The sequence below is a fragment of the Poseidonibacter lekithochrous genome (assembly GCF_013283835.1).
GTDB lineage: Bacteria > Campylobacterota > Campylobacteria > Campylobacterales > Arcobacteraceae > Poseidonibacter > Poseidonibacter lekithochrous.
Map to the genome: position 1 here is coordinate 726,123 of NZ_CP054052.1, position 12,645 is coordinate 738,767.

A 12,645-nucleotide genomic window follows, 5' to 3' on the forward strand; every position below is an offset into this window, starting at 1 on the left:
AAAAATAATGGAAAACAAAAATGGAAAACCTAGAAGGAAAACAAAGATGGAAAACAAAAAACAATATTTATTCACTAGTGAAGTAGTAAGCCCAGGACACCCTGATAAGTGTGCTGATATTATTGCTGATTCAATTGTTGATAAACTAATTATTGAAGATAGTGAAAGTAGAGTTGCTTCAGAAGTATTTGTTGCAGGAAAAAACATCGTAATCGGTGGAGAAGTTAAATCAAACTGCAAGTTATCTAATGAAGAGTATGAAACACTAGTTAAAGACGCATTAGCGAAAATTGGTTACGATGGTAAATCAGCTTTTACTAAAGAACAATGTTTACACCCAGATGACGTAAATGTACAAGTATTATTAAATCAACAATCTCCTGATATTAATCAAGGTGTTGATCAAGAATCTGGTGAAATAGGTGCTGGAGATCAAGGTATCATGTTTGGATTCGCTTCAACTGAAACTGCTGATTTCATGCCTGCTGCTATTACTTATGCAAGAATGTTAAGTGATAAAGTATATAATTATGCTTTAAATCATAATCATAAGTTAGGTGTTGATATTAAAACACAAGTTACTGTTGATTATGGAACAAAAGCAAACTTTGAAAATTGTAAGCCTCAAAAAATTCATACTATAGTTGTTAGTGCACCATCTGTTGATGGTATGCCAATTACAGAAGTTCGAGAATTAATCCAAGGATTAATTGATGATACTGGACTTCCAGTAGATATGTATAATAAAGAAGATACAATTATTCACATTAACCCAACAGGTAGATATGTTAATCATTCATCATTACATGATTCAGGACTAACAGGAAGAAAACTAATTGTTGATTCATTTGGTGGATATGCACCTATTGGTGGTGGAGCTCAAAGTTCAAAAGATTATACAAAAGTTGATAGATCAGGATTATATGCTGCTAGATGGTTAGCAAAACATATTGTTGCTGCTGGTCTTGCTGGAAAAGCAAATGTTCAAATTTCTTATGCAATTGGTGTAGCTAAACCAACATCAGTGGCAGTAGATACAATGGGAACATATACAAAATATGATGATGATAAATTATCAGAATTCGTTTCTAATGAATTTTCTTTAACTCCTAAATGGATTACAGATAAATTTAATTTAGATAAACCAAGTGAAGAATCTTTCCTTTATGCAGATGTTGCATCAAGAGGACAAGTTGGTCAAAGTGACTATCCTTGGGAAAAATTAGACGAATTAGAAAAATTTAAAAATTTATAAATTATAAAAAGGCTTAGATATGGATTTAAAGAATTTATTTAGCAAAATTTCTTTTGACAGCGGTTCAAAAGAACAACCTACTAAAAAAGATGCTCCTTCTCACTGGGTTAAATGTCCAGAGTGTAGTGCACTGATGTTTTTTAAAGAGGTTGAACATCAAGATAACATTTGTCCAAAATGTAACTTTCATATGAGAGTTGGGGCAAAAAGAAGAATAGAGATATTAACTGACAAAGATAGTTTTGTTGAATATGATGCTGATTTAAAACCAAACGATCCTTTAAAATTTGTTGATAAAACTTCATATAAGAAAAGAGTTGAACAAGCTGTTAAAAAAACAGGTAGAACTTCATCAGTAGTTAGTGGTGAAGGTACTATTAATGATTTAGCAGTACAAATTGTTGTATTTGATTTCTCATTTATGGGTGGTTCATTAGGTTCAGTTGAAGGTGAGAAAATTGTTAGAGCAGTTAATCGAGCAATTGAAAAACATCAAGGTTTAATTATCGTTTCTGCTTCTGGAGGAGCTAGAATGCAAGAGTCTACTTTCGCTTTAATGCAAATGGCTAAGACATCTGCTGCATTAAAAAGATTAGATCATGCTAAGCTTCCTTATATTTCTGTATTAACGGATCCTACTATGGGTGGTGTATCTGCATCATTTGCATTCTTAGGTGATATTATTATGGCAGAACCAGGTGCTTTAATTGGATTTGCAGGTCAAAGAGTTATTAAACAAACTATTGGTGCAGATTTACCTGAAGGGTTCCAAAGAGCTGAGTTCTTACTTGATAAGGGTTCAATTGATATGGTAGTTAATAGATCAGAAATGAAAGAAACATTATATGATTTATTAAAAATGTTCAAAAAAGAGAAAATTGCTAATTAATGTTTAGTAATTTTGAGGAGGCTTTAGGTTTTAAACTTGAAGTCTCTAATCTTCTTTATGTCTTATGTGATTATGAGACTCTTCTTAAAAAAAATATTTCCCTTGATGAATTTGTAATACTTTGTAAAAATAATAATGTAAAACTAATTCAATATAGAGATAAAATATCATCAATTGAAGAGCAAAAAAACAATCTTTTGTTTCTAAAATCAAATTTAGATATACCAATAATTATTAACGATAAAATCGAATTAATAGATTATGCTTGCGGAGTACATTTAGGTCAAGAAGATTTTGACAAAATACACTCAGATAAATCTTTAGCTATTAAATTAATTAGAAGAAAAATTGGAAATAAATTGTTAGGTTTGTCTACTCATAATGAGTTAGAGATTCTAGAAGCAAATGATTTAGATTTAGACATGATAGGTTTAGGTGCATATAAAAATACCAATACAAAAGATGTATCTACTGTATTGGGAAATAAAATATCATATTTAGCCAAAATATCTAAACATCCAGTTTGTGCAATTGGTGGGGTTAAGAAAGAAGATAAAATAGAAAACATTACATTTAATGTTGTAGGATCGGGATTTTATGAAAATTAATATTTATGCTATTATTAAACCTTCAAGAGATGATTTTGATACTTTAATAAAGGAATTTATTAAAATGTCTTCTAAATATGCAAAAGTTGAAGTTCACTATATTTTTAATAAAAATATAGCAAAAGCTCAAACAATTGGACAAAAAGAAGCACAACAATCTTATAGTGATGTTTATGAACCTTTGCTAAAAGGTTATAATATTGCCTTAGATGTTTTAGGAAAAAAAGTTGATTCTTACAAATTTGCAGATTTAATAGATGGTAAAAATGTAATAAATTTTTTTATTGGTGGTGCCTTTGGATTCCAGCGGGAGTTTTTAAAGAAATGTGATAGTATAATATCTCTTAGCGATTTAACGATGGCTCATAAAGTTGCAAATGTTGTCTTGACTGAACAGATATTCAGGGCACTTGCAATAAAAAATAACCATCCATATCATAAATAATTTATTATATTTTTTGTATAATGGCAAAATTTTAATTATAAGGGAATGATGTGGCTAACGCGAAACAGATCGAAGAATTAAAGCAAGTACTATTAGTAAGAAAAGAGACTATTACAAATAGTATTAATGACAGTCGTGAGAGTATTGACTCTTTAAAAAACTCAGAGTGTAATGATGAGTTTGATTATGCAGAAGTTTCTAGTGATTCTTTTAAAGAAGGTATCATTGCGAATCAGCAAATTAAAGAGCTTGAAGAAATCGATGAAGCATTAAAAAGAATTCAAGTTGGAACATATGGTGTTTGTGATATGTGCGACGAATCAATTGCAATTGGTAGATTAAGAGCAAAACCATTTGCAAAGTTTTGTACACCTTGTAGAGAGATTTACGAAGTAGAAAAATAGTAAAAAGGATATAAGATGGGTTTTAAGAAGTATGTTGTTTTTTCTATATTATTTATTGTAGCAATGTATGGCTATGTATTTAGTTTAGAATTAGGGGATTACAAGGTTACAATACTTGATATCTCTTTAGCTTTACCAGTTGCTGTATGGATTATAGTACCAGTAGTATTATTATTTATTGCTACAATTGGTCATATATTATTTTATGGTTTAATAAGTGTATTTAAACAAAGAGCAATAAATAAAGATAGTGAAATGATGCTTTCTTTACTTAAATCTAATTTATTAGAAAAAAGTTTTAATAAAAGATTTAAAACAAAAGCCTTCAAAAGCTTGTCTTCAATTCTAGGTCAATTCCAATTGAGTGTTAAAGATAATACATTCTCTTCAACTGATGAAGAATTAAACAAAATAGTTGCAAGTATTCAAGATATAAAAGTTGGAAAACACATTAATGATAAGTCATTAAAATTAAGTGAGATTTCTTCATTAGCTAATCAAAATATGATTAATAAAGTTAATGAGCAAATTGATTTTGCAGTTGATGTATTAAAGAAAACAGAAAACTATTCAGCTGAAGTTGTTAATCAAGCATTTAAAAATGTTTTAAGAGATAAAACAATGACAACTGTAAAAAAACTTTATAAAAATATCAAATTAGATAAAGAGTTAGCTAAATTATTATTTGAGAAAGATGCTGCAAATAATGAATTTGGATTTACATCTGAAGAGATATTAAAAATCGTTAAAGATTTAAATTACACTAATGAAGATTACTTATCATTAGCTAAGAATTATGAAACAATTTTACAACCAGATCAGATTATTGCATTATTTGAAAAGTTATCAACAGAATTAGACGAAGCAACACCTGCATATTTACATGTGTTATTTGAATATGAAATGATTGAAAAAATTAGAGAAGTAGTAGCGCCTTCAGCAGAGGGTGAGTTAACTGCATATAAAGCACTTTTAGATTTAAAAGAAGCTGGAAAACACTACGACTTAGAGTCGATCTCTTATAAATAATGGAAAAAAAGATTGATTTTAGCAAGCCCCTTGTGGTGCTTGCGCCACTTGCTGGTTATACTGATTTACCTTTTAGATCAGTAGTTAAAAAATTTGGTGCAGATATTACTGTTTCTGAAATGATCTCTTCTAATGCTTTAGTTTACAAATCTGAAAAAACACTTCGAATGATAGAAAAATCTCCATCTGAAGATCCATATATTGTACAAATTGCAGGAAACAATGCTGATTTAGTAAAAGAAGCAGTTCTTATTTTAAATGATATTCCGGGAATTGATGGTATTGATTTAAACTGTGGCTGTCCTGCGCCTAAAGTATTTTCACATGGTTCAGGTTCAAATCTTTTAGGAGATTTAAATAAATTAGAAGAAATTTTATCAACAGTAAAACAGTATTCAAATAAACAGTACACAACTGCAAAAGTAAGAATTGGAGTTAATGATAAAATTCCAGTTGAAATTGCAAAGGCAGTTGAAGCTTGTGGTGTAGATTATGTTGCAGTTCATGGTAGAACAAGAGCGGGAAAATATAAAGCTCCTGTTGATTATGATGCAATCAAAGCAATGAAAGAAGCTGTAAATATTCCAGTTATTGCCAATGGTGATATTAAAGATTATGAAAAAGCTAAAGAAGTATTAGAATATACAAAAGCTGATGGAGTTATGATTGGTCGTGGCGCTATTGGTAAACCTTGGGTATTTTATCAATTAAAACATGGTATTGATGATATTTCTGAAGAAAAGAAAAAAGAGATCATTTTAGAGCATTATGATGCTGTATTACAGTTCCATGGAGTACATGGTACAGTAATGTTTAGAAAACTATTACATTCTTACTCAAAAGGCTATACGGGTGCTCATGAATTCAGGGATTTAATCAATAAAATTTCTGATCCAAAAGTAATGAGAGACATGATAGAAAACTTCTTTTAAGCCCTTTTAATAGTAATCAAAAAATTATTTAGATAAAATATCTTATTTTATATAAAATGTATTAATTTTATATAGTTCAAAAAAGGATATATTTGTCTGAATATTACTACGAATTAACAATAAAACCTATGAAAAACTATGAACTTTTTCTGGAATTATTAACATCTCTAACTAATCAAGCCATTGAAGAAGACAACGGTACTTTAATTGCAAGAAGTGAAGAAGATTTATCAAATGTTGAATTTGGTATAACTCAATTTGCTCAAGCATTAGATACTGAATGTGAAACTAAATGTGAAAAAAAAGAAAATATTGATTGGATTAAACAATATCAAGAATCAGTAAAATCTGTTGAAATTGGAAACTTTTTTATTAGACCATCTTGGGAAGAAAAAAAAGAAGATAAAATTGATATTATTATCGATCCAGCATTATCTTTTGGATCAGGACATCACGAAACTACATCATCTTGTGTACAAGCAATTGATACTTATGTAAATGAAGGTTCTACTGTTTTAGATGTAGGTACTGGAAGTGGTATCTTAGCTATTGCAGCTGCTAAAAAATCTTGTAAAGTAGATATATGTGACACTGATGAAGTTTGTATTACTGATACTACTTCAAATTTCAAATTAAACAATGTTTCTTTTGATGGATCATGGATTGGTTCAGCTAATAGTGCTTCTAAAAAGTATGATGTAGTTATTGCAAATATTGTTGCAGACGTATTAACTATGATTGCAAGTGATTTGAAGAAGTGTTTAAATGAAAATGGTATTTTAATTATTTCAGGTATTTTAGATAAACACATTGATAGAGTTAAAAATAAATTTAAAGATTTAGAACAACTAGAATTAATTCATAAAAATGAATGGGTTTCAGTTGTCTATAAAAATAAGGAGTCTTAGTTTATGAATAATAAACAACAAAACAACAATAATAATGGTGGAAACAATAATAATTTTTTTAATAATAATCCATTATTAGTTTTTGTAATTTTTTCAATTGTAACAATTTTTGCATTTAAAGCTATTTTCCCAGAAGATCAAATGGGTTCAAATGGTTCTAATTCACAAGTTCAAGCTTTTGGATCATCAAAAAATAAAACAATTGCATATTCTGATTTAAAGAAGTTAATTACTTCTGGTCAAATTGAATATGTTGGTATTGGAAATACTCAAATTAGAGCTATTTCAAAATCAGCTGGACAAGTTACAGCGTATACTGCTAGAAGAGTAATCCCAGATGATACTTTAATTCCTCAATTAGAAAAAGCTGGAATTAATTATGGTGGAATTAATGAAGAGAATGTTTTAGCTGATATTTTATTTGGTTGGGTTTTACCTATTTTCATTTTCTTTGCTATCTGGATGTTTATTGCTAAAAGAATGCAAAAATCAATGGGTGGTGGTTCAGGAGGAATCCTTGGAATTGGATCTTCTAAAAAAATGATCAACTCTGAAAAACCAAATGTTAAATTTGCTGATATGGCTGGAAATAAAGAAGCAAAAGAAGAAGTACAAGAAGTTGTAGATTTCTTATCTGATCCAGAAAGATATGTAAAACTTGGTGCTCAAATTCCTAAAGGTGTTTTATTAGTAGGACCTCCAGGAACTGGTAAAACATTACTTGCTAAAGCAGTTGCTGGTGAAGCTGATGTTGAATTCTTATCTGTATCTGGTTCTGCATTCATTGAAATGTTTGTTGGTGTTGGTGCTTCAAGAGTTAGAGATTTATTTGAGCAAGCTAAAAAATCTGCTCCTGCTATTATCTTTATTGATGAAATTGATGCTATTGGTAAATCTAGAGCATCTGGTGGACCAATGGGTGGTAATGATGAAAGAGAACAAACTTTAAATCAATTACTAGCTGAAATGGATGGTTTCTCAACAGAAGCTGCTCCGGTTATTGTATTAGCAGCTACAAATAGACCAGAAGTTCTAGATCCTGCATTATTAAGACCAGGTAGATTTGATAGACAAGTTTTAGTTGATAAACCTGATTATGAAGGTAGAATTGAAATTTTAAATGTTCATATCAAAGAAGTTAAACTTGGTAAAAATGTTGATTTAAAAGAAGTTGCTAAAATGACTGCTGGTTTAGCTGGTGCTGATTTAGCAAATATCATTAATGAAGCAGCATTACTTGCAGGTCGTGCTAAAAAAGATCAAGTTGATCCAAGTGATTTCAAAGAAGCAGTTGAGAGACAAATTGCTGGTTTAGAGAAAAAGTCTAGAAGAATTTCTCCTAAAGAGAGAAAAATTGTAGCTTATCACGAATCAGGACATGCTTTAATTGCTGAAATTACTAAAGGTGCTAAGAAAGTAAATAAAGTATCTATTGTTCCAAGAGGACTTGCTGCTTTAGGTTATACTTTAAATACTCCAGAAGAAAATAAATACTTAATGCAAAAACATGAGTTAATTGCTGAAGTAGATACATTACTTGGTGGACGAGCTGCTGAGGAAGTATTTATTAATGAAATTTCAACTGGTGCAGGGAATGACCTTGAGAGAGCTACTGATATTATTAAATCAATGGCTTCTATTTATGGAATGAGTGATGTTGCTGGTCTTATGGTTTTAGAAAAAAGACAAAACCAATTCTTAGGTGGTCAAACACAAAAAGACTTCTCTGATGAAATGGCTAAAAATCTTGATGATCATGTTAAGACAGTTCTAAATGAAAGATATGAAGTTGTTTTAGATGCTTTACGAAACCATAAAGAAGCAATTGAACAGATGACAGCTGAGTTACTTGAAATAGAAGTTATTTCGGGTGAAAGAGTAAGAGAAGTTATCAAAGAAAATGGCGGAGTTGTTTTCGAAGATGAGGATTTACATTCTGACTCAATTAAAACTGAGGATTCAGAAACAAAAGAAACTACTGAGGAAACTAAATTTTCAGAAGAAACTACAAAAGAAGAAGAGTCTGTTGATGTAGATGCAGATTCATCTTCAGAAGATGAAACAAAGAAATAAATAACTATCGAAGTAAATAAAGCTTGTTCTTTATTTACTTCTCTTTCTAAAAAAATTATCAATATCTTCTTTTAATATAAAACAATAAGCAAAATCACATTATTATATATTTATATAAACAAAATATTTTCTATATATTTGTTAAGGATTATATAAATAATGAAAAACTTCTCCATAAAAATTAAACTTATTATAATTTTTATTTTAATAAAAATAATCCCTTTATTAATAATTACATATATCTCATATGAAGGTATTCTAAAATTAGATAAATATCTTAATACAAATGTAAAATATCTATTTAATCAAAGTAAAGAAATTATTATACGAACTGCTGACGCTTCTATAAATGATAGTATTAAAAATCTCGATAAAAAATCACAACTTACAATGGAGAGAATATCTTATGAAATAGCTAATAATTTAGCTGACTTTTTATATCAAAGAGATGAGGATATTACATTTTTATCAAAACTGGATTTAAATCAAAAAATATTAGAAAATTTTTATGAAAGTAAAAACCGTAATATTATTACTCATGGTAAATATAAATATGATGAAAAGAGTAGTATCTGGATAAGTAATGAAAAAATTCAAAGTACAAAAAGAGAAGAGTTTGAAATACTTGATGATAATAAAAGAAATTTTAATTTTACAGACCCTCAGAATCTTAAGCTTAAAAAAATGCCAATTTATAAAGAAGTGGTTTATTTTGATTTAAAAGGTAATGAAATATATAAGGTTTCAAGTATTAATAAGAAGTTATTGAATATCTCGATAAAAACAAATACTTATATTAATTCAGAAGAATATTTTAATAAAATTAAGACTTTAGAAAAAGATAATATTTATGTTTCAAATGTAATTGGAGAGTATGTACCAAGTAAAATAATTGGTAGTTTTACAAAAGAAAAAGCTAAAAAATCTAATATTAACTTTGAACCACAAAAGAGTGCCTATGCTGGAACAGAAAATCCCTTAGGTAAAAAATTCGAAGCAATTATTCGATATATAAAACCTATTTACAAAGATAATAAGAAAATTGGATACATATCATTAGCATTAGATCATGAACATGTTATGCAGTTTACAGATACTTCTAACCCAACATCTTCTAATATTAAACAAAATATATCTGATGCAAGTAAAGGTAATTACGCTTTTATGTGGGATAATGAAGGTCGTAATATTTCTCATCCTAGGGATTATTTTATTGTTGGTTATGATTCTAGTACAGGTAAACCTCAAATGCCTTGGTTAAGTGCTAAAACAAATAAAGAGTTTGAAGCTTCAAATCAGAATATTAATGAATTTTTAAATAATTATAAGACTTTTGATAATCAAAGTTTAAAAGAAAAACCAAATATAAAACAATTAAAAGAAAAAGGTTATGTAGGTTTAGATTGTAGATATTTAAATTTTGCACCTCAATGTCAAGGTTGGATGCAGGTAACACAAAATGGAGGATATGGATCTTTTTTAATTTATTGGAGTAATGTTTGGAAATTAACAACTGCTGCGACAATACCATATTATACGGGACAATATGCTAATAGTAAAAGAGGTTTTGGATTTATAACAATTGGAGCTAATGTTGAAGAGTTTCATGCCGCTGCAAATAAAACAAAAGTTGATGTTAATAAAATATTAGAAGAACAATCTAATAAAATGAAGATGATAATAAATGACAATGAATTACAAATTGAAAAAGTGATTATGTCTTTATTAAATGAATTAACTATTGTAACAATATTAATGCTTCTAATTATTATTGTAATTGCCTTATGGTTATCAAGTTATATTAGTAAAAAAATTGAAAAACTTTTAATTGGAACTACTCAATTTGCCAATAATGACTTAGATTATAGAATTAAAATAACTTCTCAAGATGAAATTGGGAAATTAGAAAAATCCTTCAATACTATGGCAATCAAAATTCAAACTTTACTTGAAAAAGAAAAAAAATTAAATGAAAGTCTTGAACAAAAAGTTGAAACTGAAATTAAAAAACAAAGAGAACAAGAACAAATATTAATACAACAATCTAGATTTGCAAGTATGGGGGAGATGATTGGTAATATTGCACATCAATGGAGACAACCACTAAATGCATTAGGTCTTGTTATTCAAAATATTCAAGTCTCATATAAAATGGGAGATTTAGATGAAAAGTTTTTAGATAACTCTGTAAAAAAAGCAAATTTACTTACCTCTTCAATGTCAAATACTATTGATGACTTTAGAAGTTTTTTTAAAACAAATAAGATAATAGAACAATTTGATCTTCATGATTCAATTGAGGATAGTTTGGAGTTAATAGAATCAACATATAATTATCATGAGATTAAACTTGTTAAAAATTATTTGGATAAACATATAATTATTAATGGTTATAAAAATGAATTCTCACAAGCTTTATTAAATTTATTGAATAATGCAAAAGATGCACTTTCAAATATTGACTTAGAAAATAAAGAAGTTGTAATATCTTTATATATTGAAAATAATAATGCTATTATTGATATATCTGATAATGCGGGTGGAATACCTGCTTTAGTTATAGATAAGATATTTGATCCCTATTTTACCACAAAAGAAGAAGGTAAAGGAACAGGAATTGGTCTTTATATGAGTAAGGTAATTATAGAAAATAATATGAATGCAAAACTTATTGCAAAGAATGAAAATAAGGGTGCTTTATTCAAAATAATTATTCCAATACAAGATAATGCCGAAAATAAAAATTAATTAATAAATATTCTCTTAATATAAATGTAGTTAAAATAATTATATATAAATAAAAAGATTACATGTGAAAAAAATTAACAAAGAACTTTTATCAAATCTTACTGTGCTTTATGTTGAAGATGAAGAAATGATCAGAGATGAAATCTGCTATTTTTTCAAAAAATATGTAAAGAATTTCCATGTAGCAAAAAATGGATTAGAAGGATTAGATTCATATTTAGAATATAAACCTGACTTAATCATAACAGATATCCAAATGCCTAAAATGAATGGCTTGGAAATGCTGAAAAAAATTGAGAATAAAAATATACCCGTAATTATCACTACTGCATATTCTGATATAGATTACTTTTTAAAAGCAATAGAATTAAATGTTAATAAATTTGTAATTAAACCAATAGATTTAATGGAATTAGTTTTTGCTATTCAAGACTGTGTAATATCTGATCATATGCAAGATAAATTATTTGAAAAAGAAAACTTACTAAGAATTGTTGATGAAAATGTTTTAATTTCAATTACTGATAGTAAAGGTAATATAATCGACGCAAGTCATGCATTTTGTGAGTTTGTTGAATATACAAAAGATGAATTAATTGGAAAAAGTCATAGTATTTTAAAACATGAAGATACTCCATCCCATTTTTATGAAAAAATGTGGGAAAAAATAACTTCTGGAAATGTATTTAAATCTGAGATTAGAAATAGAAAGAAAAATGGTGATATTTATTGGGCAAATCTTACAATAACACCTGTATTCAAAGAAGATAAAATTGTTAACTTTACGGCAATTAGACAGGATATTACAAGTGCTAAAAAATTAGAGTTATTATCAATAGAAGATGATCTAACAAAACTTTATAATAGAAGATATTTTAATAAAATTATTGATAAAGAAATAAGAAGAGTAAAAAGAGATAACTCAATATTAAGTTTACTTACTTTAGATATTGATTATTTTAAAAAATATAATGATACTTATGGACATCCTCAAGGAGATAAGGCTTTAATTGAAGTTGCTAGGGTTTTAAAAGAATCAACACTTCGAGCTACTGATTACTCTTTTAGAATGGGTGGAGAAGAGTTCTCAATAATTTTCTCTGGTGTTGAAATAGAAGAGTCTCTTCATTATTCACAAGAAATAGTAAAAAAAATTGAATCATTACATCTTGAACATACTACTAACATAGCAAGTAAATATCTTACTATCTCAGCTGGATTAATTGTTTTAAATAGTGATGAATTAGATAGTGTAGAGTCTTTATATAAATATTCAGATGAAGCTTTGTATGAAGCAAAAGTTAAAGGTAGAAATCAAGTAGTATTATCAAAAAACTCAAAATAACTCTTGACA

Annotated in this window: 11 protein-coding genes; all 11 read left to right on the forward strand. The window is 28.0% G+C overall.

Annotated features, from left to right (window positions below; translation table 11 throughout):
• The first annotated feature begins 46 nt into the window (after window positions 1-46).
• Window positions 47-1,255: a methionine adenosyltransferase gene (gene metK, locus ALEK_RS03555; protein ID WP_228146262.1), complete on the forward strand. Its 1,209-nt coding sequence runs from the start codon at window positions 47-49 to the stop codon at window positions 1,253-1,255.
• A gap of 19 nt (window positions 1,256-1,274) precedes the next feature.
• Window positions 1,275-2,144: an acetyl-CoA carboxylase, carboxyltransferase subunit beta gene (gene accD, locus ALEK_RS03560; RefSeq protein ID WP_071626189.1), complete on the forward strand. Its 870-nt coding sequence runs from the start codon at window positions 1,275-1,277 to the stop codon at window positions 2,142-2,144.
• On the forward strand, window positions 2,144-2,752 hold the full coding sequence (locus ALEK_RS03565) for a thiamine phosphate synthase (RefSeq protein ID WP_071626188.1): 609 nt from the start codon (window positions 2,144-2,146) through the stop codon (window positions 2,750-2,752). The genes accD and ALEK_RS03565 overlap by 1 nt, the downstream gene beginning before the upstream one ends.
• A complete protein-coding gene (locus ALEK_RS03570) occupies window positions 2,742-3,197 on the forward strand; it encodes a 23S rRNA (pseudouridine(1915)-N(3))-methyltransferase RlmH (protein WP_071626187.1) in 456 nt (151 codons plus the stop codon). The genes ALEK_RS03565 and ALEK_RS03570 overlap by 11 nt, the downstream gene beginning before the upstream one ends.
• 50 nt (window positions 3,198-3,247) lie before the next feature.
• Window positions 3,248-3,601 carry an RNA polymerase-binding protein DksA gene (dksA, locus tag ALEK_RS03575; RefSeq protein ID WP_071626186.1) on the forward strand — a complete coding sequence of 118 codons (354 nt, stop codon included), beginning with the start codon at window positions 3,248-3,250 and terminating at the stop codon, window positions 3,599-3,601.
• A gap of 15 nt (window positions 3,602-3,616) precedes the next feature.
• Window positions 3,617-4,630 carry a hypothetical protein gene (locus ALEK_RS03580; RefSeq protein WP_071626185.1) on the forward strand — a complete coding sequence of 338 codons (1,014 nt, stop codon included), beginning with the start codon at window positions 3,617-3,619 and terminating at the stop codon, window positions 4,628-4,630.
• Complete coding sequence (locus tag ALEK_RS03585) at window positions 4,630-5,562, forward strand: tRNA dihydrouridine synthase (protein ID WP_071626184.1); 933 nt, start codon at window positions 4,630-4,632, stop codon at window positions 5,560-5,562. The genes ALEK_RS03580 and ALEK_RS03585 overlap by 1 nt, the downstream gene beginning before the upstream one ends.
• A gap of 92 nt (window positions 5,563-5,654) precedes the next feature.
• Window positions 5,655-6,470, forward strand: coding sequence for a 50S ribosomal protein L11 methyltransferase (locus ALEK_RS03590; RefSeq protein ID WP_071626183.1), 816 nt, complete (start codon window positions 5,655-5,657; stop codon window positions 6,468-6,470).
• Between the two features lie 3 nt (window positions 6,471-6,473).
• Window positions 6,474-8,543: an ATP-dependent zinc metalloprotease FtsH gene (gene ftsH, locus ALEK_RS03595; RefSeq protein WP_083574607.1), complete on the forward strand. Its 2,070-nt coding sequence runs from the start codon at window positions 6,474-6,476 to the stop codon at window positions 8,541-8,543.
• Between the two features lie 159 nt (window positions 8,544-8,702).
• Window positions 8,703-11,291, forward strand: a complete 2,589-nt coding sequence (locus ALEK_RS03600; RefSeq protein WP_071626182.1) for a sensor histidine kinase — start codon at window positions 8,703-8,705, stop codon at window positions 11,289-11,291.
• A gap of 64 nt (window positions 11,292-11,355) precedes the next feature.
• Window positions 11,356-12,636, forward strand: a complete 1,281-nt coding sequence (locus tag ALEK_RS03605) for a diguanylate cyclase (RefSeq protein WP_071626181.1) — start codon at window positions 11,356-11,358, stop codon at window positions 12,634-12,636.
• Window positions 12,637-12,645 lie beyond the last annotated feature (9 nt).

Bases quoted from the DNA above. Each gene is read 5' to 3' on its own strand.
- accD (WP_071626189.1), top strand. From the start codon at position 1,275: ATGGATTTAAAGAATTTATTTAGCAAAATTTCTTTTGACAGCGGTTCA.
- ALEK_RS03570 (WP_071626187.1), top strand. From the start codon at position 2,742: ATGAAAATTAATATTTATGCTATTATTAAACCTTCAAGAGATGATTTT.
- ftsH (WP_083574607.1), top strand. From the start codon at position 6,474: ATGAATAATAAACAACAAAACAACAATAATAATGGTGGAAACAATAAT.
- ALEK_RS03580 (WP_071626185.1), top strand. From the start codon at position 3,617: ATGGGTTTTAAGAAGTATGTTGTTTTTTCTATATTATTTATTGTAGCA.
- ALEK_RS03565 (WP_071626188.1), top strand. From the start codon at position 2,144: ATGTTTAGTAATTTTGAGGAGGCTTTAGGTTTTAAACTTGAAGTCTCT.
- ALEK_RS03600 (WP_071626182.1), top strand. From the start codon at position 8,703: ATGAAAAACTTCTCCATAAAAATTAAACTTATTATAATTTTTATTTTA.
- metK (WP_228146262.1), top strand. From the start codon at position 47: ATGGAAAACAAAAAACAATATTTATTCACTAGTGAAGTAGTAAGCCCA.
- ALEK_RS03585 (WP_071626184.1), top strand. From the start codon at position 4,630: ATGGAAAAAAAGATTGATTTTAGCAAGCCCCTTGTGGTGCTTGCGCCA.